Raw genomic sequence first — 26,543 nt, 5'->3', positions numbered from 1 at the left:
CGACGCAGCCCACCACCCCCGGCGCTGCGCCGTTGTCCGAGGGCGCCCACGAAGCGCGCTCAACCGTTCCAGGAGATACACGATGTCTACCGCTCCCGTTACCCTGCTGGTGGCCCGCCGCGTCGCCGCCGGCCGTTACCGCGACTTCCTCGCCTGGCAGCGCGAAGGCGAAGCCCTCGCCGCCGACTTCCCCGGCTACCTCGGCTCCGGGGCGCTGGCGCCGCCCGCCGGCGGAGACGAATTCCAGATGATCTTTCGCTTCGCCGACGACGCCACCCTCGCCGCCTGGGCCCACTCCGCCTCGCGCCAGGCCTGGCTCGAACGCGGCCAGGGACTCTTCGACGAACCGCGCGAGCGCCGCGCCCACGGACTCGCCGCCTGGTTCGACGACAACCGCAAACCGCCGCGCTGGAAGCAGAGCGTGGCGATCTGGCTGGCGTTCTTCCCGGTCTCGCTGGCCTTCAACCTCGGCGCCGGCCCCTACCTCGGCGAGCTGTCGCTGGCCGCGCGGGTGCTGCTCAGCACCCTGGTCCTCACCCCGTTGATGACCTACTGGTTCATCCCTCTCTCCAGCCGCCTGCTCGCCCCCTGGCTGCACCGCCGCCCGCAGCGCGCCGCCAGCCTGCCGGAAGCGCACTGACGGCTTGCCGCCCACCCCGGCGGGGTGGGCCGTAGCGCAAGGCTTTGCCCGACTGGCTCAGTCGGGTACCCTGCATCCATCCGATTCCCTTCGCCTGCTGTGAGAGTCCCATGGCGACAGCCCCGATCCTGATCACCGGCGCCAGCCAGCGTGTCGGCCTGCATTGCGCCCGCCGCCTGCTGGCCGACGGCGAGTCGGTGATCGTCAGCTACCGCAGCGAACGCCCGGCGCTGGACGAACTGCGCCAGGCCGGCGCGCTGACCCTGCACGCCGACTTCGCCAGCGAGGCCGGCATCTTCGCCTTCATCGGGGCCCTCCGACAGCATACCGACAGCCTGCGAGCGATCGTCCACAACGCCTCGGACTGGGTCGCCGAGACGCCCGGCCACGAAGCCGAGGCGTTCCAGCAACTGTTCAGCGTGCACATGCTCGCGCCCTACCTGATCAACCTGCACTGCGCCGAGCTGCTGGAACGCTCGCAGCCTGCCGACATCGTCCACCTCACCGACGACGTGGCGCGCAAGGGCAGCGCCCGGCGTATCGCCTACTGCGCGAGCAAGGCCGGGCTGGACAACCTGACCCTGTCGTTCGCCGCGCGCTTCGCGCCGAGGATCAAGGTCAACGCCATTTCACCGGCACTGGTGATGTTCAACGACGGGGACGACGCCGAATACCGCGCCCGCACCCTGGCGAAATCCGCCCTCGGCATCGAACCGGGGCCGGAAGTCATCTACCAGAGCCTTCGCTACCTGTTGGACAACCCCTACGTCACCGGGACCACCCTGACCGTGAACGGCGGCCGCCACGTCAAGTGAGGCGCCAAGGACCCCTTATGAACCCAGCACTTTCCCAGCATTACCGGGAGATCCTCGTCGGTCTCGGCGAAGACCCGCAGCGCGAAGGCCTGCTCGACACCCCGAAGCGCGCGGCCAAGGCCATGCAGTACCTCTGCCACGGCTATGGCCAGACCCTGGAGGAAATCGTCAACGGCGCGCTGTTCGCCTCGGACAACGATGAAATGGTCATCGTCCGCGACATCGAGCTGTACTCCCTGTGCGAACACCACCTCCTGCCCTTCATCGGCAAGGCTCATGTGGCGTACATTCCCACCGGCAAGGTGCTCGGCCTGTCGAAGGTGGCGCGGATCGTCGACATGTTCGCCCGCCGCCTGCAGATCCAGGAGAACCTCACCCGGCAGATCGCCGAGGCGGTCCGCCAGGTGACCAGCGCCGCCGGCGTGGCGGTAGTGATCGAGGCCCAGCACATGTGCATGATGATGCGCGGGGTGGAGAAGCAGAACTCGCAGATGTTCACCTCGGTGATGCTCGGCGCGTTCCGCGACTCGAACACCACCCGCCAGGAATTTCTGCAATTGATCGGAAGGAGCAAGTGACATGCCGCGACTGGAACCGGGAATGGCGCGAATCCGCGTCAAGGACCTGCGCCTGCGCACCTTCATCGGGATCAAGGAGGAGGAAATCCTCAACAAGCAGGACGTGCTGATCAACCTGACCATCCTCTACCCGGCCGCGGACGCCGTGGAGGTCAACGACATCGAGCACGCGCTGAACTACCGCACCATCACCAAGGCGATCATCCGCCACGTCGAGGAGAACCGCTTCGCCCTGCTCGAACGGATGACCCAGGAAATCCTCGACCTGGTGATGGAGAACCCGGCGGTGCGCTACGCCGAGGTGGAAGTGGACAAGCCGCACGCGCTGCGCTTCGCCGAGTCGGTCTCGATCACCCTCGCCGGCCATCGCTGAGGCGGCCGACGAGCGAACCGCGCGAAGACGCGCACAAGCGTTGCCCGCCGGCCGCGCCAACTCTTATCATCGCCGGACCTGGCCCTGTGCCTTCACCCTGCCCCGAGCCATCGTCGAGAAACACCGCCATGACCGCAGCCAACCTCACCGAACAGCAACGCCTGGAACTCGAAGCCGCCGCCTTCCGCACCCTGGTCCATCATTTGCAGACCCGCAAGGACGTGCAGAACATCGACCTGATGAACCTCGCCGGTTTCTGCCGCAACTGCCTGTCCAAGTGGTACAAGGCCGCCGCCGACGACCTCGGGGTGGAAGTCAGCAATGACCAGGCCCGCGAAGAGATCTACGGCATGCCCTATGCCGAGTGGAAAGCCAAGTACCAGAAAGAAGCGAGCCCGGAACAACAGGCCGCCTTCGCCAAGAGCCAGGGCAACGCCTGAGGCCACCGGGCCCCTTGCCAACCCTGCCCCAGACACCATGAGCCTGTTTCGATGACCCTGACCGACTTCCGCGCGCGTCTGCGCAGCGAACACCACCTGTTCACCGACACCCTGGCGTTCATCGCCGAGCACTACAGCTACACGCCGAGCGCCTTCGACAACGGCAGCGTGAGCAACCCGGCCGGGCAGAACGAAGGTTCCTGCAAGACCCTGGGCTTCGCCATCCTCGAGGGCCTCAGCCTCGAGGAAACCCTGCTGGCCTTCGGCGAGCACTACCGTGCGGTGCGCGACAACCCGGAAGGCGACGACCACGCCAACATCCGCGCCCTGCAACAGACCGGCCTGGCCGGCGTGCATTTCGAGCGCCAGCCCCTGTCGCGCCGGGGCTGAGAAGTCCCGGTCGCCCCCACGGCGGATAACCGCGAGCGGTTATTCGCCCTACCGACCGCTCCATAGCGACCCACGCCAGCCGTCGCCACCGGCCGGCCTTGCCGATACGCGACGAAAAAAGGCGGGGCCCCATCGGGGTCCCCGCCCTTCTCGCCACCGCAAGCGCGGCGCAGCCAGCGTCACAGCTTGGCGATGGATACCTCGGTGGACTTGACGAAGGCGATCACTTCGCTACCGATGGCCAGCTCCAGTTCCTTCACCGAACGCGTGGTGATCACCGAAGTGACGATCCCGGCGGCGGTCTGCACGTCGATCTCGGAGAGCACCGGCCCTTCGATGATTTCCTTCACGGTGCCCTTGAACTGGTTACGAACGTTGATGGCTTTGATGGTCATGGCGTTTCTCCTGGGGGGATTCGGAACGAGGCATGGTTGGTTAGAGCGCCCAGCGCAGTTGCGTGGGCAGGGGTGAAACGGGCTCGGGTTGCGGCGGCAGCTCCGGCTGCGCCAGCACCCGGTTGAGCACTTCGGCTTCCAGCGCGGCCAGTCGCGCCGAGCCACGCGAGCGCGGCCGGGGCAGTTCCACCGGCAGGTCGAGGCCGATCTCGCCGTCCTCGATGAGGATCACCCGGTCGGCCACCGCCACCGCCTCGCTGACGTCGTGGGTGACCAGCAGGACGGTGAAACCGTGTTCGCGCCAGAGTCCTTCGATCAGTTGCTGCATCTCGATCCGGGTCAGCGCATCGAGCGCGCCGAGCGGCTCGTCGAGCAACAGCAGGCGCGGCTCGTGGATCAGCGCGCGAGCCAGCGCGACGCGCTGCTTCTGCCCGCCGGACAGGGCCGCCGGCCACTCGTTGGCACGCTCGGCCAGGCCGACCGCCCGCAGCGCCTGCAGGGCCTTCGCCCGCCAGTCGCCGCGCAGGCCAAGGCCGACGTTGTCGATCACCCGCTTCCACGGCAGCAGGCGCGAGTCCTGGAACATCAGCCGGGTGTCCTCGCGGGCCTCGGCCAGCGCCGCCGAGCCGGCCAGCAACTCGCCGCGGCTGGGCTGGTCGAGGCCGGCCAGCAGGCGCAGCAAGGTGCTCTTGCCGCAGCCGCTGCGGCCAACGATAGCGACGAACTGCCCGGCCGGAACCAGCAGGTCGATGTCCTTGAGCACCTCGCGCTCGCCGAAGCGCCGCGCCACTCCGCGCAGGGCCAGCGGGATACCGCGCTTGAGGCGCTGCGGAGTGCCGCCAAGGGCGGCGTTGTGGGCATTCATGCGCCACCTCCCTTGACCTGGTAGGCCGGGTGCCAGCGTAGCCAGACGCGTTCCAGGCCGCGGGCGGCGAGGTCGGCGAGCTTGCCGAGGACGGCATAGAGCAGGATCGCCAGGACCACCACGTCGGTCTGCAGGAACTCGCGGGCGTTCATCGCCAGGTAACCGATGCCGGAGCTGGCGGAAATGGTCTCGGCGACGATCAGGGTCAACCACATGAAGCCGAGGGCGAAGCGCACCCCGACCAGGATCGACGGCAGCGCGCCGGGCAGGATCACCTGGCGGAACAGGGCGAAGCCGGACAACCCGTAGCTGCGCGCCATCTCCAGCAGGCCGGGGTCGATGCCGCGGATGCCGTGGTAGGTGTTCAGGTAGATCGGGAACAGCGTGCCGAGGGCGACCAGGAAGATCTTCGCCGACTCGTCGATGCCGAACCACAGGATCACCAGCGGGATCAGCGCCAGGTGCGGCACGTTGCGGATCATCTGCACCGAACTGTCGAGGAAGCGTTCGCCCCACTTCGACAGGCCGGTGACGAAGCCCAGCACCAGGCCGATGGCGCCGCCGATGAGAAAGCCGATCGCCGCGCGCCAGCCGCTGATCGCCAGGTGCTGCCAGATCTCGCCGCTGCGCAGCAGCGCCCAGCCGGCCTCGAGTACGGCGCTGGGCGCGGGGAGGATGCGGCTGGACAGCCAGCCGAACTCAACCGCCGCCTGCCACACCGCCAGCAGGACCAGCGGCAGCGCCCAGGGCGCCAGGCGCTCGGCCAGTCGTTTGGAAATGCTCATGTCGTTCGCTCCGACCGCTCTCAACTCTGCGCGGCCTGCCGGGGCAGGATGTCGTTGGCCACCATCTCGCCGAACGGGCTGACATAGCCGCGTCCCTCGGGCTGCGCCGGGCGCTGCACGTCGAGGTGCGGGAACAGCAGTTCGGCGACCCGGTAGGACTCTTCCAGGTGCGGATAGCCGGAGAAGATGAAGGTATCGATGCCCAGCTCGGCGTACTCCCTGACCCGCGCCGCCACCGTCGGCCCGTCGCCGACCAGCGCGGTACCGGCGCCGCCGCGCACCAGGCCGACGCCGGCCCAGAGATTGGGGCTGACTTCCAGGTTGTCGCGCGAACCGCCGTGCAGCGCGGCCATGCGTTGCTGGCCGACCGAGTCGAAGCGCGCCAGGGAGGCCTGGGCGCGGGCGATGGTGTCGTCGTCGAGGTGCGCGATCAGGCGATCGGCGGCCTGCCAGGCTTCCTCGCTGGTCTCGCGGACGATCACGTGCAGGCGGATCCCGAAGCGCACCTGGCGGCCCTGGCGGGCGGCCTTCTCGCGTACCTGGGCGATCTTCTCGGCAACCGCCGCCGGCGGCTCGCCCCAGGTCAGGTACAGCTCGACCTGCTCGGCGGCGAGGTCCTGGGCGGCCTCCGAGGAGCCGCCGAAGTACAGCGGCGGACGCGGCTGCTGCAACGGCGGATAGAGCAGTTTGGCGCCCTTCACCTGGATGTGCTTGCCGGCGTAGTCGACGGTCTCGCCCTCCAGCACACGACGCCAGATGCGGGTGAATTCGACCGACGCCTCGTAGCGTTCGGCGTGGCTCAGGTGCAGGCCGTCGCCAGCCAGTTCGTCGGGATCGCCGCCGGTGACCAGGTTGAACAGCGCGCGGCCGTTGGACAGCCGGTCCAGGGTCGCCGCCTGGCGCGCGGCGACGGTCGGCGAAATGATCCCGGGACGCAGCGCGACGAGGAACTTCAGGCGCTGGGTTACCGGGATCAGCGAGGCGGCGACCAGCCAGGAGTCCTCGCAGGAACGTCCGGTGGGGATCAGTACGCCGCCGAAGCCCAGGCGGTCGGCGGCCTGGGCGATCTGCTGCAGGTAGCCGTGGTCGACGGCACGGGCGCCCTGGGTGGTGCCCAGGTAGTGGCCGTCGCCGTGGGTGGGAAGGAACCAGAAAATCTCGAGGCTCATCGCAATTGACTCCAGGGTGAGCGCGCCGGCGTGGCGTAGCCGCGCGATGATCGTGTCGGTATGTGGGCGGTACGGGCTCAGGGTGCGCTGGCGACCTTGCCGGCCGGTGGCGTCCAGATCACGTCCTTGATGCTCAGCGGTTTGGGAATCAGCTTCAGCTGGGTGAAGGTGTCGGCGATCTTCTGCTGCGCCTCGACCACCGCCGGGGTGATCAACTGCGCGCCGTAGCCCTGGCGCTTCACCGCGGTCAGGGTGATGTCGGCGGGCAGCCCGAGCAGCGGCGCGACCTGCTCGGTCACCTGCTGCGGGTTGGCCCGCGACCAGTCGCCGACCTCGCGGATCTCGTCCACTAGCTTGTCGAGCACCTGCGGATGCCGTTGCGCGTAAGTCCGGGTGGCGAGGTAGAACTGGTGGTTGTCGACCAGCTCGCGACCATCCACCAGGACCCGCGCGGACAACTGCTTCTCGGCGGCGGCCTGGTAGGGGTCCCAGATCACCCAGGCGTCGACGCTGTGACGCTCGAAGGCGGCGCGGGCGTCGGCCGGCGGCAGGTAGACGGGTTGGATGTCGCTGTACTTCAGGCCGGCCTGCTCGAGGGCGCGGACCAACAGGTAATGCACGTTGGAGCCCTTGTTCAGGGCGACTTTCCTGCCCTTCAGCTCGGCCACCGACCGAATCGGCGAGTCCTTCGGCAGGAGGATCGCCTCGCTGGTCGGCGCCGGCGGTTCGTAGGCCACGTAGAGCAGGTCGGCGCCGGCGGCCTGGGCGAATACCGGCGGGGTTTCCCCGGTCACGCCGAAGTCGATGCTGCCGACATTGAGTCCCTCGAGCAATTGCGGGCCGCCGGGAAACTCGGTCCATTGCACCTTCACGCCGTCTTCGGCGAGACGTTTCTCCAGGGTGCCGCGGGCCTTGAGCAGGACCAGGGTGCCGTATTTCTGGTAGCCGATCCGCAGGGTGTTGGCCGACTTCTCGTCGGCCTGGACGCCGTAGGACAGGGCCGCCACCAGCAGGGCCGCCAGTCCACGACGCAAAGCGATGGTGCGCATGGCGCTCTCCTTTGTCGTTGTGGGTGCCGAACCTGCCGCGCCGTTGACGGAACAGTGAGGTCGTCGTGTGTGCGTTGTGCAATCGGGCCGCGGCGCGCGTGCGCTGGCGGCGGACGGATCAGATGCTCCAGCGGGCGTTCACCAGGCGCTCGTTGAGCAACTGCGGGTCGATCGGCTGCGGCCGTCGCGAGAGGGCCAGGTGGAAGGTTTCCAGGGCGTTTTCCAGGCGCTGCTCGAGGACCGGTTCCAGGCGCGCCGGGTCGCTCTCGGTGGCGTAGGCGATCTGCTTGTCCACGGCGAATACGCCATGCAGTACCTCCTGGGCCTTGAGCGCGGCCAGGACCGGCTTCAATGCATAGTCCACGGCCAGCATGTGCGCGCTGCTGCCACCGGTAGCGAACGGCAGCACCACCTTGTGCTCCAGGGCGCGCTCGGGCAACAGGTCGAGAAGGACCTTCAGCGCGCCGGAAAACGAGGCTTTGTACACCGGAGTGGCGACCAGCAGGCCGTCGGCGCGGCCGATCTGCTCGGCCAGCGCCAGTACCGGCGGACTGTCGAGGCGGGCACGCAGCAGGTCCTCGGCGGGAAAATCCAGCACCTGGTGGCTGGCCACCTCGACGCCGCGACGGCTCAGCCAGTCCCTGGCACGCTCCAGCAACACCCCGGAGCGGGAGCGTACGCTGGGACTTCCGGCGATGGAAACGACGAGCATGGGGGGATTCCTTATAACCGGAAAACAGAATATTCGTTTGGCTTGCTAACCAGGTTGCATAGACCTTAACAGGCGGCCTCATATTCCAATAAATGTTTTTTATTCATTTATTTATTCCATAAAGCATATAAGAACCCGGTCGGGGTCTTGCCTCAGAACACGTGCGCCCGCTGCATTTCGGTCAGGGCCTCGCCGCGCAAGTAGGCCAGCTCCACCGCCCGGCGATCGCGGGGACGCGCCAGCGGTACGTGGAACTCGCGGCGGATGTGTCCGGGACGGCCGCCCATCAGCAGCACGCGGTCGGCGAGATAGAACGCCTCGTCGAGATCGTGGGTGACCAGCAGGACGCTGATCTCGTAGTTCTGCACCACGTCCTGCAGCAGGTCCTGGAGGCGCATGCGGGTGAAGGCGTCGACCGCGCTGAACGGCTCGTCGAGCAACAGCACCTGCGGCCGTCCGTAGAGACCGCGGGCGATCGCCGCGCGCTGCGCCATGCCGCCGGACAGTTGCTTGGGCAGCAATCCTCCGCAGCCGGCCAGTCCGACATCGGCGAGCAGGCGCTCGACCCAGTGCTCGTCCTCCAGCCAGCCGTCGGCGAAACCGACGTTCTGCGCCACCGTCAGCCAGGGCAACAGGCGCGGCTCCTGGAACACCACGCCGATTCCGCCGCTGCGGCCGTTCTCGCCGTCCGGGCCGAAGCCGAGGATCGGGTTGCGTTCGACAGTGCCCTGGAAGTCATCGTCCAGTCCGGCGGCGATCCGCAGCAGGGTGCTCTTGCCGCAACCACTGGGGCCGAGCAGGCTGACCACCTCGCCGGGCGCCAGCGACAGCGCCACGCCCTCCAGCACCCGCGTATCGCCATAGGCCTTGCGAATCTCCAGCAGGTCGAGCAGGCCGCTCATGCGCCGCCCTCCCCGTCGAAGCTGTCGCGCCAGCGCAGGGCCCGGCGCTCCAGCGAGCGGAGCAGGCCATCGCTGAGCTTGCCGAGGGCCGCCAGGACCAGGATCGCGGCGATCACCAGGTCCGGACGCGAGGTTTCCCGACCGTCACTGAGCAGGTAGCCGAGGCCCTGGGTGGCGGCGATCAGCTCCGCCGCGACGAGGAACATCCAGCTCAGGCTGAGCGCCCCGCGCAGGCCGGTGAACAGGTTCGGCAGCGCCGCCGGAAGGAGGATGCGGCGGACCAGGGCGAAGCGCGACAAACGGTAGAGCCGCCCCAGTTCCACCCACTTGCGATCGACCCCGCGTACCCCGGCGACCAGCGCGAGGTAGACCGGGAAGAAGGCGCCGAGGGCGATGAGGACGATCTTCGGCGTCTCGTCGATGCCGAACCAGAGCAGCAGCAGGGGCACCCAGGCCAGGCTGGGGATCGCCCGCAGGGCCTGGAAGCTCGGCTCCAGGTAGGCTTCGGCGCGACGACTGAGACCGACCCAGGTACCGACCACCAGGGCCAGGCCGCTGCCGATCGCGAAGCCGGCGGCGACCCGCGCCAGGCTCGCGCCGACATGCCCCCACAGCTCGCCGCGAGCCAGTTCCACCAGGGTCAGCAGGATGCCGCTCGGCGCCGGCATCTGGTAGGCCGGCAGCCAGCCCAGGCGCACCAGCGCCTCCCACGACGATAGTGCCAGCAGCGGCAAGGCCCAGGCCCGCCAGGCGCCCGGCACGCGCAGTCGCCACGCCCGGCGCGAGACTCGCCGGGCCAGTCGCAGGCTCTGGCTGACCATGGCTCAGGGCTCCGTGCGCGCCAACGGGACACCGCCGATGACCTCGGCGGCCCACTGAGGCGCGATCAGTTCGTCGACCACCTTCTGCACGTCCACGCCCGGCCGCACCAGGCGCTCGTCCGCCAGGATCGGCGCCGCGGCCTTGAGCGCGGCGACCTGTTCGGCGCCCGGCAGCGGCTGGCTGAAATCGGTGCGCGACAGTTGCAGGCGAGCCACTTCCAGCGGCAGGCCGGCTTCCTCGGCAAGCAGTTGCGCGGCTTCGTCGGGATGCCCGATCACCCAGTGGCGCGCCTGCTCGTAGGCCGCCAGCACCTGGCGGATCAGTTGCGGATGGCGTTCGGCGAAATCCTCGCGGACATTGAGCACGCCGTAGCTGTTGAAGCCGAGGTTGCGGTAGAGCAGCCGCGAGCCGGCCTGCAACTCGCTGGCCGCCATGTGCGGATCGAGTCCGGCCCAGGCGTCGACCTGGCCCTTCTCCAGGGCTACCCGGCCGTCGGGATGCTGCAGGTGGACGATACGCAGGTCGTTCTTGTCCAGGCCCACGCTGTGCAGGCTGCGGAGCAGGAACAGGTAGGGATCGGTGCCCTTGGTGGCAGCCACCTTGCGCCCCTTGAGCTCGGCGAGGCTGCGGATCGGCGAATCCTTGCGCACCAGCAGCGCGGTCCACTCCGGGCGGCTGGCGACGTATACGGTACGTACCGGGCTGCCGTTGGCCCGCGCGAGTACCGCGGCGAGGCCGGCGGTCGAGGCGAAATCGACGCTGCCGGCGTTAAGGTACTCCAGGGAACGGTTGCTGCCCTGGCTGAACACCCAGCGCACCCGGGTGCCGCTGCCGTCCAGGCTTTTCTCCAGCCAGCCGAACTTCCTGAGCGCCAGGCTGGTGGGGGCGTAGTAGGCATAGTCGAGACGGATTTCAGCGGGGGCGGCGGCCTCTGCCGCGGGAAACACGGCAAGAACGGCGAGCAGGGCCAGCCAGGCCCGGCAGCGACGGAGAGCGGCGATCATGCGTCTGCTCCTGGAAGGAGGTGGATGAGCGAGCCTTCTCCCCGTCTGGCGGGCAAGTCAGAGCCGGTTTCGGAAATGGATGGCGGATAAAAAGCGTCGCGGCGACGCGCTGGCGCACATAAAAAAGAGGGCCGGTCGAAACCGGCCAAAAACCCTGCTCGTGGCTAAACAGCGTTGCATGACGGCACGCACCGTCGAATAAAAGGTCCCGCCTGCCGTGCCTGCCCATGCAGGCGGGACGAATCCGGCCTCAGCGGTTGGGCTGGGGCGTCAGGCGCAGGTAGGGCTTCACCGCGCGGTAGCCTTTGGGGAAACGCCGCTTGATCTCTTCCTCGTCCTTCAGCGAAGGCACGATTACCACCTCGTCGCCGTCCTCCCAGTTGGCCGGCGTGGCGACCTTGTGCTCGTCGGTCAGTTGCAGCGAATCGATCACCCGGAGGATCTCGTTGAAATTGCGCCCGGTGCTCGCCGGGTAGGTGATGATCAGGCGCACCTTCTTGTTCGGGTCGATGATGAACAGCGAACGCACGGTCAGCGTGTCGTTGGCGTTCGGGTGGATCAGGTCGTAGAGTTCGGAAACCTTGCGGTCGGCGTCGGCGATGATCGGGAAATTGACCCGGGTGTCCTGGGTCTCGTTGATATCGTCGATCCACTTCAGGTGCGAGTCCACCGGGTCCACCGACAGCGCCAGGACCTTGACCCCGCGCTGGGCGAACTGGTCCTTGAGCTTGGCGGTGAAGCCCAGCTCGGTGGTGCACACCGGGGTGAAGTCGGCCGGGTGGGAGAACAGCACGCCCCAGCTGTCGCCCAGCCATTCGTGGAGGCGGATGCGCCCTTCGCTGGAATCCTGTTCGAAATCGGGGGCGATGTCGCCGAGTCTGAGGCTCATGGGGTCACTCCTTGTTCGTGTTGGAGCCCACTATGCCCAAGGCCGGCTGACGTTAAAAAGAATAAATTCAGATTTTCTTATAACAAAAAATAGAATACCCAACCCTTCGCCTGGAAATCCGTCTCCTTTCGTCCGCCGGCCTGCCGCCCGGCCAACCCCCGCCTACACTGAAAACACCTTGGCCCGCTATCCAGGAGTCGCCGTCATGTTGGGGAAACGTTCCACCGATCCCACCCCGGCCACCCGCTTTCGCAGCGATCGCATAAGTTCGGTGAATGGGCAGTACTTCTTCTCCACCCGCGAAGGGACCCTGGAAGGTCCCTATTTCACCCGTTTCGACGCGGAGCGGGAAATCGACGCGTATATCCGCAGGATGCGCCAATCGGCGGAAATCCACGCGCCGGGTTCCCGCTGAAACGATACAGGCGCTGAATTTATTTCCCGGCGGCTGAAACGTTCAAGAAAGGGAAGGCAGGTATTCTCGGCGGAACGCCGAGGCAAATGTCACCGCATGTGAACGCACTCACATCGGGGGTGAGTTCCAGTATCATTCACCCGGTGAATACCTGCCATGTCGTGCGTATCCACGCTTCTCCACGTTTTCTAGCGGTAAATCCATGAAAAAAATCTTATTGATGCTTTTGTGCGTCAGCGTGCTGGGTTGCTCCAAAAACAGCGTCGAATCGGAAAAACCGGTCGACGTGCTCCTGATCGGTGGCGGCATCATGAGCGCCACCCTGGGTACCTATCTGAACGAACTGGAACCAGGCTGGACCATCGAGATGGTCGAGCGCCTGGACAAGGTCGCCGAAGAAAGCTCCAACGGCTGGAACAACGCGGGCACCGGTCACTCGGCGTTCTGCGAACTGAACTACACCAGCGAGGCCGCGGACGGCTCGATGGATATCAGCAAGGCGGTGGCGATCAACGAGAACTTCGAGATCTCCAAGCAGTTCTGGGCCTACCAGGTCGACCGCAAGGTGCTGAACGATCCGAAGTCGTTCATCAACAACGTCCCGCACATGAGCTTCGTCTGGGGCGACGACAACGTCGCCTTCCTCAAGAAGCGCCACGCCGCCCTGCAGCACAGCTCGCTGTTCCGCGGCATGGAGTACTCGGAAGACCCCGAGCAGATCAAGCAGTGGGTGCCGCTGGTGATGGAAGGCCGCGAGCCGGGGCAGAAGATCGCCGCCACGCGCATGTCGATCGGCACCGACGTCAACTTCGGCGAGATCACTCGCCAACTGGTGGGCTCGCTGTCGGCCAAGGACACCTTCAAGCTGCGCCTGCAACATGAGGTCCGCGACCTCAAGCGCAACGACGACAACACCTGGACCGTGACCATGGCCGACCTGGCCAATGGCGACAAGGAAACCAGCGTCAAGGCCAGGTTCGTCTTCATCGGCGCCGGCGGCGGCGCGCTGAAGCTGCTGCAGATGTCCGGCATCCCCGAGGCCGAAGGCTACGCCGGCTTCCCGGTGGGCGGTTCGTTCCTCGCCACCACCAACCCGGACGTGGTCAAGCGCCACCTGGCCAAGGTCTACGGCAAGGCTTCGGTGGGTTCGCCGCCGATGTCGGTGCCGCACCTCGACACCCGCATGATCGACGGCAAGCCGGTTCTGCTGTTCGGTCCGTTCGCCACCTTCTCCACCAAGTTCCTGAAGAACGGCTCGCTGTGGGACCTGCCGGGCTCGGTGACCAGCGGCAACATCGGCCCGATGTTCAACGCCGGCATCGACAACTTCGATCTCAGCCAGTACCTGATCGGCCAGTTGATGCTCAGCCAGGACGACCGCATGGCCTCGCTGCGCGAGTACTTCCCGGAAGCCCGCGACGAGGACTGGAAGCTGGTGCAGGCCGGCCAGCGCGTGCAGATCATCAAGAAGGACGCCGAGAAAGGCGGCGTACTGCAATTCGGCACCGAAGTGGTGACCGCAGCGGACGGCTCCGTCGCCGCCCTGCTCGGCGCCTCGCCGGGCGCCTCGACCGCCGCGCCGATCATGCTGTCGGTGCTGGAGAAGGCCTTCAAGGACAAGGTCGCTACTCCCGAGTGGCAGGCACGCCTGAAGGAAATCGTGCCGTCTTACGGGCGCAAGCTGAACAACGACATCGAGCTGACCAACAGCACCCGTGCCTGGAGCAGCGAGCGCCTGCAACTGATCCACGTGCCGGTACAGCCGGAAGCCTGATCGGCCACCGACGCGCGCGCATGAAAAAGCCCGGCAATAGCCGGGCTTTTTTGGGTTGGCGTTCGCCTTGCGGGGCGGCGCATCGGCGGATAACGCCGCTGGCGTTATCCGCCCTACCCGACAGGCAGCGCCGCCCACAAAGTCACTGCGGGCCGTAGGGCGAACAACCGCTCGCGGTTATCCGCCGGAACCTGCATGTCACCGATTGCGCCCTCCCGCGATATCACGCCCCTCCTTCGAGCCTGGCCAGGCGCTCCTCCAGCGCCGCCAGGCGCGTCTCCAGCTCGGCGATCCGCGCTTCCGCATCGGCCGACAGAGCGGCCGGCGCGGCGCGTTCCGGGTCGCTGCCCATCGCCTCCACGGCGGCCTCGAGGTCGGCCTGGCTGCCGAGCAGGTGCATGTAGCGCTCCTCGCGCTGCCCGGCGCGACGCTCCAGGTGCACGGCCAGGCCACGGCCGGCGAGGCGTTCCAGGTGGTGGCGGATCTGCTCGACGTCGTCGAAATCGTGCAGGCGGTTGCTGCGGGTGAGCAGTTCGTTGAGGGTCTGCGGACCACGCAGGAACAGCAGGCCGAGCAGCGCCACCTGTGGCGCCACCAATTCCAGGCCCTTGCCCAAGGTGTGCTCCCAGCGGTCGGCGCGGCTGCCCATCACCAGCCTGACCAGGCCGCGCCCCTCGAGCTGGCGCAGGCTCTGGCCGACCTGGCCGGGCGTGAGGTTCATCACCGGATCGCGGCTGGTCTTCTGGTTGCAGGCGAGGACCAGGGCATTGAGGGTCAGCGGATAGGTTTCCGGGGTGGTCGCCTGCTTCTCGACGAGGCTGCCGAGAATCCGTGCATCGACGGCGCTCAGCGGGTCGTCGACGAACGGCGAGTTGGGCTCGGTGGACATCGCTACATCCCTATGCAAGGAAAAAGGCGCCTAGCCTAGCGCGAGTCGCCGGGGATGGCACGGAGCGTCATGTAAATAAAACCCATGAGGCGAGCCCCGACCTGCGGGGCCCGCCGTCGCGCACGGGCTCAGCGTACGGCTTCGAACAGCCCGCTGGCGCCCATGCCGCCGCCGACGCACATGGTCACCACGCCGTAGCGCAGGTTGCGCCGGCGCAGTTCGCGGACCAGATGACCGACCTGGCGCGAGCCGGTCATGCCGAACGGGTGGCCGATGGCGATGGAGCCGCCATTGACGTTGTACTTCTCGTTGTCGATCTCCAGCCGGTCGCGGCAGTACAGGCACTGCGAGGCGAAGGCTTCGTTGAGTTCCCAGAGATCGACGTCGGCGATCTTCAGCCCCTTCGCCTTGAGCAGCTTCGGCACCGAGAACACCGGACCGATGCCCATTTCGTCCGGCTCGCAGCCGGCCACGGTGAAGCCACGGAAGAAGGCCTTCGGCTCCAGGCCCAGCGCCAGCGCTTTCTCCAGGCTCATCAGCAGGGTCATCGAGGCGCCGTCGGAGAGTTGCGAGGCGTTGCCGGCGGTGACCGAACCGTCCTCGGCGAACGCCGGCTTCAGCGAGGCCAGGCCTTCGAGGGTGGTGTCCGGGCGGTTGCAGTCGTCGCGGTCGACCACTCCGTCGAGCACCTGCTTCTCGCCGCTGGCCTTGTCCTCCACCGCGTAGCGGGTGGTCATCGGCACGATCTCGTCGGCGAACAGCCCGTCCGCCTGGGCTCGCGCCATCCGCTGCTGGCTCTGCAGGGCGTAGGCGTCCTGGGCCTCGCGGGTGATGCCGTAGCGACGGGCGACGATCTCGGCGGTCTGCCCCATGGGGTAGTAGATGCCCGGCACCTCCCTTTGCAGCAGCGGGTTCACCAGGTGGTCGGTGTTGACGCTCTTCAGGGTCAGGGTGATCGACTCGACGCCGCCGGCGACGATCACCTCGCTGCAACCGGAAGCGATCTGGTTGGCGGCGATGGCGATCGCCTGCAGGCCGGAGGAACAGTAGCGGTTGAGGGTCATCCCCGGCACCTGGATGCCGAGGCCGGAGAGCACCGCCACGTTGCGCCCGATGTTGTGGCCCTGGGCGCCTTCGTTGGAGCCGGCGCCAACGATGCAGTCATCCACCAGCAGCGGGTCGAGGTCGTTGCGCGCCAGCAGCGCGTCGACGCAGTGGGCGGCCATGTCGTCCGGCCGGGTCAGGTTGAACTTGCCGCGGAAGGACTTGGCCAGGCCGGTCCGGACGCTGTCGACGATCACCACTTCACGCATGGGGGTACCCTCGCTGTTATTGTCGGTCGGCCGCCGGGGCAGCGGCCGGATCGAGCGAGGATAAGGCGAGGCAATCGCGCGAGGCACCGATCATTCATCCGGCGTATGCGTCGCCATCCCCTGGAGAGGACGGCGCCGCATTCCGGCGGGCCTCACTTGTCCTTCTTGTACGCCGCTTCGATGGCGTCGTTGATGGTGCGCAGCACCTTGACCCGGGCGAAGCGCTTGTCGTTGGCTTCGACCAGGGTCCAGGGCGCGATCTCGGTGCTGGTACGGTCGACCATATCGCCCACCGCGTCCACGTACTGGTCCCACTTGTCGCGGTTGCGCCAGTCTTCCTCGGTGATCTTGTAGCGCTTGTAGGGGGTTTTCTCGCGTTCCTTGAAGCGCTCCATCTGGGTCTGCTTGTCGATCGCCAGCCAGAACTTCACCACGATGATCCCGTACTCGCTGAGCTGCTCCTCGAAGTCATTGATCTCGCCATAGGCGCGTAGCCAGTCGGCCGGTGCGCAGAAGCCCTCGATGCGCTCCACCAGCACGCGGCCGTACCAGGAACGGTCGAAGATGGTGAACTGGCGACGCGCCGGAATGTGCCGCCAGAAGCGCCAGAGATAGGGCTGCGCACGCTCCTCTTCGGTCGGCGCGGCGATCGGCACGATATGGTACTGGCGCGGGTCCAGCGCGTCGGTGACACGGCGGATGGCGCCGCCCTTGCCGGCCGCGTCGTTGCCCTCGAACACCGCGACCAGCGAATGCTGGCGGAAGCGCTTGTCGCGGATCAGCCCGGCCAGGCGGGCCTGCTCGGCGGCGAGCTGCTCCTTGTAGGCGTCCTTGTCCAGGTACTGGCCCAGGTCCAGGGAGTCCAGCAGGCCGCGGTTGTCCAGGCTCGACACCAGCGGCGCGGCGTGCGGCTGGCGCTTGGCGCGCTCCTTGGTGGCCAGCGCGGCCTGCAACCCTTCGAGGAGGATGCGACCGACGGTCAGGGCGCGGTAGCGCTCGTCCACGCCTTCCACCACGTACCAGGGCGCGTAGTCCCGGCTGGTGCGGCGCAGCACGCGCTCGCCGTAATGCACGAAGCGGTCGTAGACCTCGCTCTGCTTCCAGTCCAGCGGACTGAGCTTCCAGCTGTGCTGCGGGTCCTTTTCCAGCGCCTTGAGGCGTTCCTTGAGCTGTTTCTTGGAGAGGTGGAACCAGAACTTGAAGAGCAGCGCGCCTTCGTCGCAGAGCATGCGCTCGAAGCGTTCGGCGGCATCGATGGCCTGATCCAGCTTGGCCTCCTTGATATGCCCCTCGACCCGCGCGTAGAGCATCTGGCTGTACCAGTTGCCGAAGAAGATACCGGTCCGCCCCTTGGGCGGCAGGCGCCGCCAGAAGCGCCACTGCGGCGGCCGCTCCAGTTCCTCGTCGGAGGGACGGAGGAAGCTCTGCACTTCGATCAGGCGCGGGTCCATCCACTCGTTGAGGAGCTTGACCGTCTCCCCCTTGCCGGCGCCCTCGATGCCGTTGATCAGGATGATCACCGGGAAGCGCGCCTGCTGCTTGAGCTCGAACTGCGCCTCGAGCAGCGCTTCGCGCAACTCGATGACGGCCTTCTCGTAGGTGTCCTTGTCGATGCTGTGGCCAACTTCCGCGGATTCGAACATGGAGGTCTCCCTTAACCTGAGTCCTTCAAGGTAGCGGATCGGCGTGCGGCTGTCTGCGCGGCGCCGCGGCATGTTCGCGCAGCGCCTCGCCGCTGGCCGGCAAAGCCCCGTAAAATGCGCCATCCGCTTTTTCAGGTTCTGCCATGTCCGACTTCCAGCATGCCCAGCTCGACTGGGACGAAAACGGCCAGCCGCTATCCCGCGCCTTCGGCGACGTATATTTTTCCCGGCATTCCGGGCTCAACGAGACGCGCCATGTGTTCCTCGCCACCAACCGCCTGGCCGAGCGCTTCGCCGCGCTGGGCGACGGCGAGGTGCTGTGTATCGGCGAGACCGGCTTCGGCACCGGACTGAACTTCCTCTGCGCCTGGCAGCTGTTCGAGCGGGTCGCGCCGGCCGGCGCGCGCCTGGAGTTCGTCAGCGTGGAGAAATTCCCCCTCGCCGCCGCCGACCTGCGCCGCGCCCTGGCGCTATGGCCGGAACTGGCGCCCTGGAGCGAGGCCCTGCTGGGCCAGTACCTTGCCGTGCACCCGGGCTTCCAGCGCCTGGCGTTCGCGGGCGGAAGGGTCGGCCTGACCCTGCTGCTGGGCGATGCCCTGGAGTGCCTGCCGCAGCTCGACGCGCGGGTCGACGCCTGGTTCCTCGATGGCTTCGCCCCGGCGAAGAACCCGGACATGTGGTCGCCCGTACTGTTCGCCGAACTGGCGCGACTGTCGGCGCCGCAGGCGACCCTGGGCACCTTCACCAGCGCCGGTTTCGTTCGCCGAGGGCTGATCGAGGCCGGTTTCGCCATGCAACGGGTACCGGGCTACGGACAGAAGCGCGAGATGCTCAGCGGCACCTACCAGGGGCCGCCGGCGAACGCCGGCAAGCCCTGGTACGCACGCCCCGCGCCCCACGCCGGGCGCCGCGCGGCACTGGTGGTCGGCGGCGGCCTGGCCGGCTGCGCCAGCGCCGCCAGCCTCGCCGCGCGCGGCTGGCAGGTGACCCTGATCGAACGCCATCCCGGCCTCGCCCGGGAAGCCTCGGGCAACCCCCAGGGCGTGCTCTACCTGAAACTCTCGGCCCACGGCACGCCGCTGTCGCGCCTGGTGCTCAGCGGCTTCGGCCATACCCGCCGGCTGCTCGAACGCCTGCGGCGCGGCCACGACTGGGACGCCTGCGGCGTACTGCAACTGGCCTTCGACGCCAAGGAAGCGCAACGCCAGGCGCAACTGGCCGCAGCCTTCCCCGCCGACCTGCTGCACGGCCTGGAGCGCGAGCAGGCCGAGCGCCTCGCCGGCGTCGCCCTGCCCGCCGGCGGCCTGTTCTATCCCGAAGCCGGCTGGGTCCATCCGCCCGCGCTGTGCCAGGCCCTGGCCGCCACCCCCGGGATCACCCTGCTGAGCGGCCGGGCAGTACGCTTGCGCCGCGAGGGCGACGACTGGTGCGCCTACGCCGGCGACGAATGCCTGGCCCGCGCGCCACTCGCGATCCTCGCCACCGCCGCCGACATCCGCGACTTCCCGCCCGCCGCCGAGCTGCCGCTGAAGCGCATTCGCGGGCAGGTCACCCGCCTGCCGGCCACCCCGCAAAGCCGGGCGCTGCGCACCGTGGTCTGCGCCGAGGGCTACGTCGCACCGCCGCGTGGCGACGAACACACCCTCGGCGCCAGCTTCGACTTCAAGAGCGAAGACCTGGCGCCGACCCTCGCCGAACACCAGGGCAACCTCGAACTGCTGCGGGAAATATCCCCCGACCTGTTGCAGCGCCTGGGCGCCGACGACCTGCCGCTGGAGCGCCTGGAAGGCCGCGCGGCATTCCGCTGCACCAGCCCCGACTACCTGCCCCTGGTAGGCCCGCTGGCCGAGCGCGCGGCCTTCGACGAGGTCTACGCGGTGCTCGCCCGCGACGCCCGCCAGGTGCCGGAGCGTGCCTGCCCCTGGCTGCCAGGCCTGTACCTGAACAGCGGCCACGGCTCGCGCGGGCTGATCAGCGCGCCGCTGTCCGGCGAACTGCTGGCGGCGTGGATCTGCGGCGAGCCGCTGCCGCTGCCGCGCGCGGTGGCCGAGGCCTGCCACCCGAACCGCTTCCTGCTGCGCGACCTGGTGCGCGGGCAGCGCGGCTGAAGCCCCGGGCGCACCGATTTGCGCTACCCTTCGGGCCTGCCGCACGCGCAGGCCATACCGGACCACCGGCTGGCTCACCCGCGGAAATAGTTGATCGACGATGGATGTACTGCTCTTCGAATCCCTGGGCATCGGCGCCGTTCTCGGCCTGCTGCTCGGCCTCACCGGCGCCGGCGGCTCGCTGGTCGCCCTGCCCCTGCTGCTCAGCCTGCACCTGCCGCTGCGCGACGCCATCGGCGTGAGCCTCGGCGCGGTCGCCCTGTCGGCGCTGATTGGCGCCATTCCGCGCGCGCGCCAGGGCCAGGTGGCCTGGCGGCCGGTGCTGGTCCTGGCGCTGGCCGGCCTGCCGAGCAACGCCGTCGGCCAATGGCTCGGCCGCTTCGTCCCGGAAGGCGTGCTGATCGTCGCCTTCTGCCTGCTGGTGCTCTGGTCGGCCTGGCGCATGTGGCGCGGCGCCGGGATGAAACGCGAGGCCAGCGACCAGGCACGGAGCCTGCCGCTGCTCGGCATCGGCCTGGCGGTCGGCTTGCTGTCGGGATTGATGGGCGTGGGCGGCGGCTTCCTGGTGGTGCCGGGGCTACTCTGGTTCACCCCGCTGTCGATGATGGCCGCCACCGCCACCTCGATGGCGGTGATCGCGCTGGTCTCCGGCGGCGGCTTCCTGATCTACCTGACCGGCGCCCACCCGCCGCTGCCGCTGCTCGGCGGCCTCGCCGCCGGCGGCGCGGTCGGCGTGCTCGGCGGCAACCTGCTGGCGCAGCGCCTCGGCGGCCCGACCCTGCAACGCCTGTTCGCGCTGATGCTGGTGGCGGTGAGCTTCTCCCTGGCGGCGCAGAAGCTCTACGGCGGGTAGCTTTCCTCGGCGGCCGGGGCACCGGGGAAGCGGCGTTATGCGCCCTGCTCGACGGTCATGCCATGTCGTCTGGCGGATAACGCCGACGGCGTTATCCGCCCTACGCATAGGTCACGCCATGGCGTACAACGCGCTTGTCCACCAGGCATCGGCAGGTTCGCCAGGTAAAGACCGCCGACGCGACTGTCTTTCGTAGCGAACCTGGCGCCCTCACTCTTCTTCGACGTCCTCTTCCGGCAAGCCGAACAGGTCGGCCGCGCGCAGCAGCGCGGCCAGCAGGCCGTGGCGCTCCCACTCGGGCAACGCGGCGAAGCGCTCGATCACGTACTCCGGCAATAGCGGCGGCGCCTCCGCCAGGGCTTCGTGGCCGGCCGGGTCGAGGTGCAGCCAGGACTTGCGCCGGTCCTGTTCGTCGCGCCGACGATAGAGCAGGCCGCGTCCTTCGAGGCGGTCGAGCACGCCGGAGAGCGATGCCTGGGACAGGCTGACCAGCTTGGCCAGTTGCGTCGCGGTCAGTTCTCCCTCCACCGCCAGGACATGCAGGATCAGCAATTGCAGCGGGGTCAGGCCACCGTATCGGCTGAGACGCTTGGAGTGGATTTCGGCGGCCTGCTGGAGACGGCGGATGGCGCGGAAAATAGCGAGCGAATAGGTATCGGCAGCGGTCTTATTACTTTCAACCATAATAAATTCTTCGTTAAGGGTCCTGATAGGCCCGGAAAATTCGTATAGAACTCCTTCCAACTGTAACGGTCCTCTGTTAGGTAAGTCATGTACCCGGAAGGGGTACGCAACCCACTTCCCCAACGGAGAACCGGTAAGGAATATGTGCGGCATATCAGGAGAGTTTCGTTTCGACAACCAGGCAGCCGACCTCGCAGCGGTCGAACGCATCACCCACCACCTGGCCCCTCGCGGCCCCGACGCCTGGGGCTTCCACGCCCAGGGTCCGATCGCCCTCGGACATCGACGGCTGAAGATCATGGACCTGGCGGAAGCTTCCGGCCAACCGATGATCGATCCCGATCTCGGCCTGGCCATGGTGTTCAATGGCGCCATCTACAACTACCCCGAACTGCGTGGCGAACTGGAAAGCCTTGGCTATCGGTTCTTCTCCGGCGGCGACACCGAAGTTCTCTTGAAGGGGTACCATGCCTGGGGCGCCGATTTATTGCCCCGGCTCAATGGGATGTTCGCCTTCGCCGTCTGGGAGCGCGATCGCCAGCGGCTGTTCCTGGCCCGTGACCGACTCGGCATCAAGCCGCTCTACTACAGCCTCGACCGCTCGCGCCTACGCTTCGCCTCGAGCCTGCCGGCCCTGCTCAAGGGCGGCGACATCGCCAGCGACCTCGATCCGCAGGCGCTGAATTTCTACCTCAACTTCCACGCCGTGGTTCCCGCCCCGCACACCTTGCTGGAGGGCGTGAAGAAGCTGCCGCCGGCGACCTGGATGAGCGTCGACCTCGACGGCAGCTGCGAGCAGCGCACCTGGTGGACGCTGGACTACGGCCCACGCCCGGACGAGCGCGAGCTGACGCTCGACGACTGGCAGGAGCGCGTCCTCGACGGCCTCCGCGAAGCGGTGGCGATCCGCCAGCGCGCCGCCCGCGAGGTCGGCGTGCTGCTCTCCGGCGGGGTCGATTCGAGCCTGCTGGTGGGCCTGCTGCACGAAGCCGGGGTGGACAACCTGCTGACCTTCTCCATCGGCTTCGAGGATGCCGGCGGCGAGCGCGGCGACGAGTTCCAGTATTCCGACCTGATCGCCGAGCGCTATCACACCCGCCACCATCGCCTGCGCATCGGCGAGCACGAAGTGATCGAGCAGTTGCCGGCGGCCTTCCGCGCCATGAGCGAGCCGATGGTCAGCCACGACTGCATCGCCTTCTACCTGCTCGCGCGGGAAGTCTCGAAGCACTGCAAGGTGGTGCAGAGCGGCCAGGGCGCCGACGAGCTGTTCGCCGGCTACCACTGGTATCCGAAGGTGGATGGCGCCGACGACGCCTTCGCCGCGTACCGCGCGGCGTTCTTCGACCGCGACCACGAGGAATACCTGGCCACCGTCGGCGAGCGCTTCCGCGTCGAGGACGTCGCCGGGCGCTTCGTCCGCGACCACTTCGCCAGCCCCGGCGCCGAGGCCGCGGTGGACAAGGCGCTGCGCCTGGATAGCACGATCATGCTGGTCGACGACCCGGTCAAGCGGGTCGACAACATGACCATGGCCTGGGGCCTGGAAGCCCGCGTGCCGTTCCTCGACTACCGCCTGGCCGAGCTGTCGGCGCGCATTCCCGCCCGCTTCAAGCTCGGCGACGGCGGCAAGCAGGTGCTCAAGGGTGCCGCGCGCAAGGTGATTCCCAGCGAAGTCATCGACCGGCCCAAGGGCTACTTCCCGGTGCCCGGCCTCAAGCACTTGCAGGGCCGCACCCGCGAATGGGTACGCGAACTGCTGCTGGACCCGAGCCAGGACCGCGGCCTGTTCCAGCCGGCGATATTCGATCGCCTGCTGAGCGATCCGGACGGCGACCTCACACCGCTGCGCGGCTCCAAGCTGTGGCAGCTGGCCGCCCTCAACCTCTGGCTCAGCGAACAGGGACTTTGAAAATGGGCCCCCAACGCAGGGGCCCGAACCAGGAGCGATCATGAAAGGCCACTTGCATCTGCCTCACCCGCACAACCAGCGCCTGCAACGTATCCAGGCGCCCACCTACGAACGCCTCCAGGCGCGTCTCGCCGAAGATCACAGCGAGCCCACCGAGAAACCGCTGAGCATCCACTGCGGCTGGGGCCGCCTGCTGATCGGGCAGACCTACCCGGACGCCGAGGAACTGGCCCGCGACCTGTTGCAGGAAGCCCCCGGCGAACGCGACATCGCGCTCTACGTGGCGGCGCCGCAGCAGGTCCTGGCCCACGCCCCGCAGCAGCTCTTCCTCGATCCCTCGGATACCCTGCGCCTGTGGTTCACCGACTACCGCCCGGCGCGCCGTCCGCCACGCGGTTTCCGCATCCGCCGGGTGCATACCGAGGAGGACTGGGCGGCGATCAACCGCCTGTACCTGGCGCGCGGCATGCTTCCGGTGCAGACCGAGCGCCTCAGCCCGCGACACCAGGGCGGGCCGATCTACTGGCTGGCCGAGGACGCCGACACTGGCGTCGCGGTAGGCACGGTGATGGGCCTCAACCACGCCAAGGCGTTCCAGGATCCGGAGGGCGGCTCCAGCCTCTGGTGCCTGGCGGTGGACCCGCAATGCAGCCGGCCGGGCGTCGGCGAGGCGCTGGTACGGCACCTGGTCGAGCACTTCATGAGCCGCGAACTGGCTTACCTCGACCTCTCGGTGCTGCACAACAACCAGCAGGCCAAGGCGCTCTACCGCAAGCTCGGCTTCCGCGAACTGGCGACCTTCACCATCAAGCGCAAGAACGGCATCAACCAGTCGCTGTTCCTCGGCCCCGGCCCGGAGGAAGACCTCAACCCCTACGCCCGGATCATCGTCGACGAAGCCCACCGGCGCGGCATCGAGGTGCGCGTCGACGACGCCGAGGGCGGCCTGTTCACCCTGACCCAGGGCGGCCGGCAGATCCGCTGCCGTGAATCGCTCTCCGACCTGACCACGGCGGTAAGCATGACCCTCTGCCAGGACAAGGTCCTCACCCACCGCGCCCTGCAGCACGCCGGCCTGCGCCAGCCACAGCAGCGCCTGGCCGGCAGCGCGGAGGAAAACGCCGCGTTCCTCGCCGAGCACGGTTCGCTGGTGGTCAAGCCGGTGGACGGCGAGCAGGGCCAGGGCGTGGCGGTGGACCTGCGCACCGCGGAAGAGGTCGAGGAGGCCATCGAGGCCGCCCGCCATTTCGATTCGCGCGTGCTGCTGGAGAGCTACCACGCCGGCCACGACCTGCGCGTGCTGGTGATTGGCTACGAGGTGGTGGCCGCCGCCATCCGTCGTCCCGCCGCGGTGATCGGCGACGGCCGGCACAGCATCCGCGAGCTGATCGAGGCGCAGAGCCGCCGGCGCCAGGCCGCCACCGGCGGGGAAAGCCGCATCCCGCTCGACCACGAGACCGAGCGCACCCTGCGGGCCGCCGGCTATGGCTACGACGACGTGTTGCCCAGCGGCGAACACCTGGCCGTGCGGCGCACCGCCAACCTGCACACCGGCGGCATCCTCGAGGACGTCACCGACGCCCTCCATCCGGCCCTCCGCGAGGCCGCGATCCAGGCCGCGCGGGCCCTGGAAATACCGGTGGTGGGCCTGGACTTCCTGGTCGAGGCCGCCGACCAGCCCGACTACGTGATCATCGAAGCCAACGAGCGCGCCGGCCTGGCCAACCACGAGCCGCAGCCGACCGCCGAACGCTTCGTCGATCTTCTCTTCCCCCTCAGCCGCGAGGTGCCTTCATGACCCCTCTGCCACAACCGGACCTCAACTACCTGCAACGGGTGCTGCTGGAGATGCTCGCCATCCCCAGCCCCACCGGCTTCACCGATACCATCGTGCGCTATGTCGCCGAGCAGCTCGACGAACTTGGCGTGCCCTTCGAGATGACTCGCCGGGGAACCATCCGGGCGACCCTCCAGGGCCGCCTGAATACCCCCGACCGGGCGGTTTCCGCGCACCTCGACACGATCGGCGCGCTGGTCCGCGAGATCAAGCCCAACGGCCGCCTCGGCCTGGCCCCGGTAGGCTGCTGGTCGAGCCGCTTCGCCGAGGGTAGCCGGGTCACGGTGTTCACCGAACAGGGCGTGTTCCGTGGCAGCGTGCTGCCGCTGCTGGCTTCGGGCCACGCCTTCAATACCGAGGTGGACAACCTGAAGATCAGTTGGGACAACATCGAGCTGCGTCTCGACGCCTATACCGCCAGTCGCGCCGACAGCGAGAGCCTGGGCATCTCGGTGGGTGACTACGTGGCCTTCGATCCGCTGCCGGAGTTCACCGAGAGCGGCCATATCAGCGCCCGCCACCTGGACGACAAGGCCGGGGTCGCGGCGCTGCTGGCGGCGCTGAAGGCGGTCAAGGAAAGCGGCCAGGAGCCGCCGATCGACTGCCACCCGCTGTTCACCATCACCGAGGAAGTCGGCTCCGGCGCCGCCGGCGCCCTGCCCTGGGACGTCAGCGAGTTCGTCGGCATCGACATCGCCCCGGTGGCCGAAGGCCAGAATTCCAACGAGCACAGCGTCAGCGTGGCCATGCAGGACTCCGGCGGGCCCTACGACTTCCATCTGTCGCGGCACCTGCTGCGGCTCGGCGAGCGCCACGACATCGCCCTGCGCCGCGACCTGTTCCGCTACTACCACAGCGACGCGCAGTCGGCGATCGCCGCCGGCCACGACACCCGCGCCGCGCTGCTGGCGTTCGGCTGCGACGCCACCCACGGCTACGAGCGCACGCACATCGACAGCCTCGCCGCGCTGAGCCGCCTGCTAACCGCCTACATCCTCAGCCCGCCGGTCTTCGCCAGCGACGCCAAGCCCCGGGAAACCTCGCTGGAACGCTTCAACAAGCAGCTCGAGCATCCGGTGCACATGGAAAGCTGCACCCACGTCCCGCCGGTGGACGAAGTGCTCGACAGCAGCAACAACAGCGACAAGGGCTGAGCCCGCGCCGGCCTCCCCGCCCCCCCGGGGAGGCCGCCCTCCTCTCCAGCCAACTGCTAGGCTGATGGCAGGTTCCCTCGCCTGTCTCGTTTCCTCCGTAGCATCATGCGTGCCGACTCGTGTCCATGGAGTA

The 26,543-nt window shown here is 67.9% G+C and carries 28 protein-coding genes; 13 read left to right on the top strand and 15 right to left on the bottom strand.

Annotated elements, in window-relative coordinates:
* The first annotated feature begins 82 nt into the window (after nucleotides 1–82).
* From ACI766_RS07645 to ACI766_RS07620, 6 genes are all read left to right on the top strand, one after another.
* Nucleotides 83–640 carry an antibiotic biosynthesis monooxygenase gene (locus ACI766_RS07645; protein WP_003102317.1) on the top strand — a complete coding sequence of 186 codons (558 nt, stop codon included), beginning with the start codon at nucleotides 83–85 and terminating at the stop codon, nucleotides 638–640.
* Between the two features lie 110 nt (nucleotides 641–750).
* Nucleotides 751–1,455, top strand: coding sequence for a dihydromonapterin reductase (folM, locus tag ACI766_RS07640; RefSeq protein WP_003091895.1), 705 nt, complete (start codon nucleotides 751–753; stop codon nucleotides 1,453–1,455).
* A 17-nt stretch (nucleotides 1,456–1,472) separates the two neighbouring features.
* The gene (gene folE, locus ACI766_RS07635; protein WP_003091896.1) at nucleotides 1,473–2,033 is read left to right on the top strand and encodes a GTP cyclohydrolase I FolE; all 561 of its coding nucleotides are present in this window, start codon (nucleotides 1,473–1,475) and stop codon (nucleotides 2,031–2,033) included.
* A gap of 1 nt (nucleotide 2,034) precedes the next feature.
* Nucleotides 2,035–2,406 carry a dihydroneopterin triphosphate 2'-epimerase gene (folX, locus tag ACI766_RS07630; RefSeq protein WP_003091897.1) on the top strand — a complete coding sequence of 124 codons (372 nt, stop codon included), beginning with the start codon at nucleotides 2,035–2,037 and terminating at the stop codon, nucleotides 2,404–2,406.
* A gap of 128 nt (nucleotides 2,407–2,534) precedes the next feature.
* Nucleotides 2,535–2,846 carry a DUF1244 domain-containing protein gene (locus ACI766_RS07625; RefSeq protein ID WP_003091898.1) on the top strand — a complete coding sequence of 104 codons (312 nt, stop codon included), beginning with the start codon at nucleotides 2,535–2,537 and terminating at the stop codon, nucleotides 2,844–2,846.
* A 51-nt stretch (nucleotides 2,847–2,897) separates the two neighbouring features.
* Nucleotides 2,898–3,236, top strand: coding sequence for a HopJ type III effector protein (locus tag ACI766_RS07620; RefSeq protein ID WP_003091899.1), 339 nt, complete (start codon nucleotides 2,898–2,900; stop codon nucleotides 3,234–3,236).
* A gap of 179 nt (nucleotides 3,237–3,415) precedes the next feature.
* Here the strand turns inward: ACI766_RS07620 and ACI766_RS07615 are convergent, their stop codons facing one another.
* From ACI766_RS07615 to ACI766_RS07570, 10 genes are all read right to left on the bottom strand, one after another.
* Nucleotides 3,416–3,631 carry a TOBE domain-containing protein gene (locus tag ACI766_RS07615; protein ID WP_003091900.1) on the bottom strand — a complete coding sequence of 72 codons (216 nt, stop codon included), beginning with the start codon at nucleotides 3,629–3,631 and terminating at the stop codon, nucleotides 3,416–3,418.
* A gap of 40 nt (nucleotides 3,632–3,671) precedes the next feature.
* Complete coding sequence (gene ssuB / locus ACI766_RS07610) at nucleotides 3,672–4,496, bottom strand: aliphatic sulfonates ABC transporter ATP-binding protein (protein ID WP_003102311.1); 825 nt, start codon at nucleotides 4,494–4,496, stop codon at nucleotides 3,672–3,674.
* A complete protein-coding gene (gene ssuC, locus ACI766_RS07605; RefSeq protein ID WP_003102309.1) occupies nucleotides 4,493–5,281 on the bottom strand; it encodes an aliphatic sulfonate ABC transporter permease SsuC in 789 nt (262 codons plus the stop codon). Before ssuC ends, ssuB begins: the two co-directional genes overlap by 4 nt.
* A 20-nt stretch (nucleotides 5,282–5,301) precedes the next feature.
* Nucleotides 5,302–6,450 (bottom strand): FMNH2-dependent alkanesulfonate monooxygenase, encoded by a 1,149-nt coding sequence (gene ssuD / locus ACI766_RS07600; protein ID WP_003091910.1) that lies wholly within the window; start codon nucleotides 6,448–6,450, stop codon nucleotides 5,302–5,304.
* 77 nt (nucleotides 6,451–6,527) lie between these two features.
* Entirely contained in the window at nucleotides 6,528–7,499 is a 972-nt protein-coding gene (locus ACI766_RS07595; protein ID WP_003091913.1) for a sulfonate ABC transporter substrate-binding protein, read from the bottom strand.
* A gap of 118 nt (nucleotides 7,500–7,617) precedes the next feature.
* On the bottom strand, nucleotides 7,618–8,211 hold the full coding sequence (ssuE, locus tag ACI766_RS07590) for an NADPH-dependent FMN reductase (RefSeq protein WP_003091915.1): 594 nt from the start codon (nucleotides 8,209–8,211) through the stop codon (nucleotides 7,618–7,620).
* 152 nt (nucleotides 8,212–8,363) lie between these two features.
* The gene (locus ACI766_RS07585) at nucleotides 8,364–9,113 is read right to left on the bottom strand and encodes an ABC transporter ATP-binding protein (RefSeq protein ID WP_031640504.1); all 750 of its coding nucleotides are present in this window, start codon (nucleotides 9,111–9,113) and stop codon (nucleotides 8,364–8,366) included.
* Nucleotides 9,110–9,934 (bottom strand): ABC transporter permease, encoded by an 825-nt coding sequence (locus ACI766_RS07580; protein WP_003102304.1) that lies wholly within the window; start codon nucleotides 9,932–9,934, stop codon nucleotides 9,110–9,112. Before ACI766_RS07580 ends, ACI766_RS07585 begins: the two co-directional genes overlap by 4 nt.
* A gap of 3 nt (nucleotides 9,935–9,937) precedes the next feature.
* Nucleotides 9,938–10,939: an aliphatic sulfonate ABC transporter substrate-binding protein gene (locus tag ACI766_RS07575; RefSeq protein ID WP_003117540.1), complete on the bottom strand. Its 1,002-nt coding sequence runs from the start codon at nucleotides 10,937–10,939 to the stop codon at nucleotides 9,938–9,940.
* Between the two features lie 250 nt (nucleotides 10,940–11,189).
* Nucleotides 11,190–11,828 carry a peroxiredoxin gene (locus ACI766_RS07570; RefSeq protein ID WP_003091927.1) on the bottom strand — a complete coding sequence of 213 codons (639 nt, stop codon included), beginning with the start codon at nucleotides 11,826–11,828 and terminating at the stop codon, nucleotides 11,190–11,192.
* 205 nt (nucleotides 11,829–12,033) lie between these two features.
* Here ACI766_RS07570 and ACI766_RS07565 point away from each other — a divergent pair, with 205 nt between their 5' ends.
* Entirely contained in the window at nucleotides 12,034–12,243 is a 210-nt protein-coding gene (locus ACI766_RS07565; protein ID WP_003102301.1) for a DUF6316 family protein, read from the top strand.
* 202 nt (nucleotides 12,244–12,445) lie between these two features.
* Nucleotides 12,446–14,017, top strand: a complete 1,572-nt coding sequence (locus tag ACI766_RS07560; protein ID WP_003102300.1) for a malate:quinone oxidoreductase — start codon at nucleotides 12,446–12,448, stop codon at nucleotides 14,015–14,017.
* A 223-nt stretch (nucleotides 14,018–14,240) separates the two neighbouring features.
* Here ACI766_RS07560 and ACI766_RS07555 read toward each other — a convergent pair whose 3' ends face one another.
* The 4 genes from ACI766_RS07555 to ACI766_RS07540 all read right to left on the bottom strand — a co-directional run bounded on the left by ACI766_RS07555 (nucleotide 14,241) and on the right by ACI766_RS07540 (nucleotide 18,007).
* The gene (locus ACI766_RS07555; RefSeq protein ID WP_003091932.1) at nucleotides 14,241–14,906 is read right to left on the bottom strand and encodes a YceH family protein; all 666 of its coding nucleotides are present in this window, start codon (nucleotides 14,904–14,906) and stop codon (nucleotides 14,241–14,243) included.
* A 128-nt stretch (nucleotides 14,907–15,034) separates the two neighbouring features.
* Nucleotides 15,035–16,219, bottom strand: a complete 1,185-nt coding sequence (locus ACI766_RS07550; RefSeq protein WP_003102299.1) for a thiolase family protein — start codon at nucleotides 16,217–16,219, stop codon at nucleotides 15,035–15,037.
* A 152-nt stretch (nucleotides 16,220–16,371) separates the two neighbouring features.
* Nucleotides 16,372–17,862, bottom strand: a complete 1,491-nt coding sequence (pap, locus tag ACI766_RS07545) for a polyphosphate:AMP phosphotransferase (protein WP_003102298.1) — start codon at nucleotides 17,860–17,862, stop codon at nucleotides 16,372–16,374.
* A gap of 25 nt (nucleotides 17,863–17,887) precedes the next feature.
* The gene (locus ACI766_RS07540; protein WP_003091936.1) at nucleotides 17,888–18,007 is read right to left on the bottom strand and encodes a hypothetical protein; all 120 of its coding nucleotides are present in this window, start codon (nucleotides 18,005–18,007) and stop codon (nucleotides 17,888–17,890) included.
* On the opposite strand from ACI766_RS07540, the gene mnmC reads away from it, so the two are divergent.
* Nucleotides 18,006–19,970 (top strand): bifunctional tRNA (5-methylaminomethyl-2-thiouridine)(34)-methyltransferase MnmD/FAD-dependent 5-carboxymethylaminomethyl-2-thiouridine(34) oxidoreductase MnmC, encoded by a 1,965-nt coding sequence (gene mnmC / locus ACI766_RS07535; RefSeq protein WP_023085996.1) that lies wholly within the window; start codon nucleotides 18,006–18,008, stop codon nucleotides 19,968–19,970. The genes ACI766_RS07540 and mnmC overlap by 2 nt on opposite strands.
* A 100-nt stretch (nucleotides 19,971–20,070) precedes the next feature.
* Entirely contained in the window at nucleotides 20,071–20,823 is a 753-nt protein-coding gene (locus tag ACI766_RS07530) for a sulfite exporter TauE/SafE family protein (RefSeq protein ID WP_003117537.1), read from the top strand.
* 210 nt (nucleotides 20,824–21,033) lie between these two features.
* On the opposite strand, the gene ACI766_RS07525 is transcribed toward ACI766_RS07530, so the two are convergent.
* Nucleotides 21,034–21,507 (bottom strand): MarR family winged helix-turn-helix transcriptional regulator, encoded by a 474-nt coding sequence (locus ACI766_RS07525; RefSeq protein WP_003091943.1) that lies wholly within the window; start codon nucleotides 21,505–21,507, stop codon nucleotides 21,034–21,036.
* 142 nt (nucleotides 21,508–21,649) lie between these two features.
* Here ACI766_RS07525 and ACI766_RS07520 point away from each other — a divergent pair, with 142 nt between their 5' ends.
* The 3 genes from ACI766_RS07520 to ACI766_RS07510 are packed head-to-tail and all read left to right on the top strand — an operon-like array spanning nucleotide 21,650 to nucleotide 26,410.
* Complete coding sequence (locus ACI766_RS07520; RefSeq protein WP_003106635.1) at nucleotides 21,650–23,419, top strand: N-acetylglutaminylglutamine amidotransferase; 1,770 nt, start codon at nucleotides 21,650–21,652, stop codon at nucleotides 23,417–23,419.
* 40 nt (nucleotides 23,420–23,459) lie between these two features.
* Complete coding sequence (gene ngg, locus ACI766_RS07515; protein ID WP_003111433.1) at nucleotides 23,460–25,217, top strand: N-acetylglutaminylglutamine synthetase; 1,758 nt, start codon at nucleotides 23,460–23,462, stop codon at nucleotides 25,215–25,217.
* A complete protein-coding gene (locus tag ACI766_RS07510) occupies nucleotides 25,214–26,410 on the top strand; it encodes an osmoprotectant NAGGN system M42 family peptidase (RefSeq protein WP_003111432.1) in 1,197 nt (398 codons plus the stop codon). The genes ngg and ACI766_RS07510 overlap by 4 nt, the downstream gene beginning before the upstream one ends.
* Nucleotides 26,411–26,543: the final 133 nt, after the last annotated feature.

It is taken from the genome of Pseudomonas sp. DL (genome assembly GCF_047199225.1).
Taxonomy (GTDB): Bacteria; Pseudomonadota; Gammaproteobacteria; order Pseudomonadales; family Pseudomonadaceae; genus Pseudomonas; species Pseudomonas aeruginosa.
This window is presented reverse-complemented; position numbering and strand designations above follow the sequence as displayed.

Coding starts and splice junctions, on each gene's coding strand:
- ssuE (WP_003091915.1), bottom strand. CDS start 8,211: ATGCTCGTCGTTTCCATCGCCGGAAGTCCCAGCGTACGCTCCCGCTCC.
- ACI766_RS07595 (WP_003091913.1), bottom strand. CDS start 7,499: ATGCGCACCATCGCTTTGCGTCGTGGACTGGCGGCCCTGCTGGTGGCG.
- ACI766_RS07570 (WP_003091927.1), bottom strand. CDS start 11,828: ATGAGCCTCAGACTCGGCGACATCGCCCCCGATTTCGAACAGGATTCC.
- ACI766_RS07575 (WP_003117540.1), bottom strand. CDS start 10,939: ATGATCGCCGCTCTCCGTCGCTGCCGGGCCTGGCTGGCCCTGCTCGCC.
- ACI766_RS07560 (WP_003102300.1), top strand. CDS start 12,446: ATGAAAAAAATCTTATTGATGCTTTTGTGCGTCAGCGTGCTGGGTTGC.
- ACI766_RS07520 (WP_003106635.1), top strand. CDS start 21,650: ATGTGCGGCATATCAGGAGAGTTTCGTTTCGACAACCAGGCAGCCGAC.
- ACI766_RS07585 (WP_031640504.1), bottom strand. CDS start 9,113: ATGAGCGGCCTGCTCGACCTGCTGGAGATTCGCAAGGCCTATGGCGAT.
- ACI766_RS07625 (WP_003091898.1), top strand. CDS start 2,535: ATGACCGCAGCCAACCTCACCGAACAGCAACGCCTGGAACTCGAAGCC.
- ACI766_RS07510 (WP_003111432.1), top strand. CDS start 25,214: ATGACCCCTCTGCCACAACCGGACCTCAACTACCTGCAACGGGTGCTG.
- ssuD (WP_003091910.1), bottom strand. CDS start 6,450: ATGAGCCTCGAGATTTTCTGGTTCCTTCCCACCCACGGCGACGGCCAC.
- folM (WP_003091895.1), top strand. CDS start 751: ATGGCGACAGCCCCGATCCTGATCACCGGCGCCAGCCAGCGTGTCGGC.
- mnmC (WP_023085996.1), top strand. CDS start 18,006: ATGTCCGACTTCCAGCATGCCCAGCTCGACTGGGACGAAAACGGCCAG.
- ACI766_RS07525 (WP_003091943.1), bottom strand. CDS start 21,507: ATGGTTGAAAGTAATAAGACCGCTGCCGATACCTATTCGCTCGCTATT.
- ACI766_RS07615 (WP_003091900.1), bottom strand. CDS start 3,631: ATGACCATCAAAGCCATCAACGTTCGTAACCAGTTCAAGGGCACCGTG.
- ACI766_RS07550 (WP_003102299.1), bottom strand. CDS start 16,219: ATGCGTGAAGTGGTGATCGTCGACAGCGTCCGGACCGGCCTGGCCAAG.
- ACI766_RS07530 (WP_003117537.1), top strand. CDS start 20,071: ATGGATGTACTGCTCTTCGAATCCCTGGGCATCGGCGCCGTTCTCGGC.
- ACI766_RS07565 (WP_003102301.1), top strand. CDS start 12,034: ATGTTGGGGAAACGTTCCACCGATCCCACCCCGGCCACCCGCTTTCGC.
- ngg (WP_003111433.1), top strand. CDS start 23,460: ATGAAAGGCCACTTGCATCTGCCTCACCCGCACAACCAGCGCCTGCAA.
- ACI766_RS07540 (WP_003091936.1), bottom strand. CDS start 18,007: ATGGCAGAACCTGAAAAAGCGGATGGCGCATTTTACGGGGCTTTGCCG.
- folE (WP_003091896.1), top strand. CDS start 1,473: ATGAACCCAGCACTTTCCCAGCATTACCGGGAGATCCTCGTCGGTCTC.
- ACI766_RS07580 (WP_003102304.1), bottom strand. CDS start 9,934: ATGGTCAGCCAGAGCCTGCGACTGGCCCGGCGAGTCTCGCGCCGGGCG.
- ACI766_RS07555 (WP_003091932.1), bottom strand. CDS start 14,906: ATGTCCACCGAGCCCAACTCGCCGTTCGTCGACGACCCGCTGAGCGCC.
- pap (WP_003102298.1), bottom strand. CDS start 17,862: ATGTTCGAATCCGCGGAAGTTGGCCACAGCATCGACAAGGACACCTAC.
- ACI766_RS07645 (WP_003102317.1), top strand. CDS start 83: ATGTCTACCGCTCCCGTTACCCTGCTGGTGGCCCGCCGCGTCGCCGCC.
- ssuB (WP_003102311.1), bottom strand. CDS start 4,496: ATGAATGCCCACAACGCCGCCCTTGGCGGCACTCCGCAGCGCCTCAAG.
- folX (WP_003091897.1), top strand. CDS start 2,035: ATGCCGCGACTGGAACCGGGAATGGCGCGAATCCGCGTCAAGGACCTG.
- ssuC (WP_003102309.1), bottom strand. CDS start 5,281: ATGAGCATTTCCAAACGACTGGCCGAGCGCCTGGCGCCCTGGGCGCTG.
- ACI766_RS07620 (WP_003091899.1), top strand. CDS start 2,898: ATGACCCTGACCGACTTCCGCGCGCGTCTGCGCAGCGAACACCACCTG.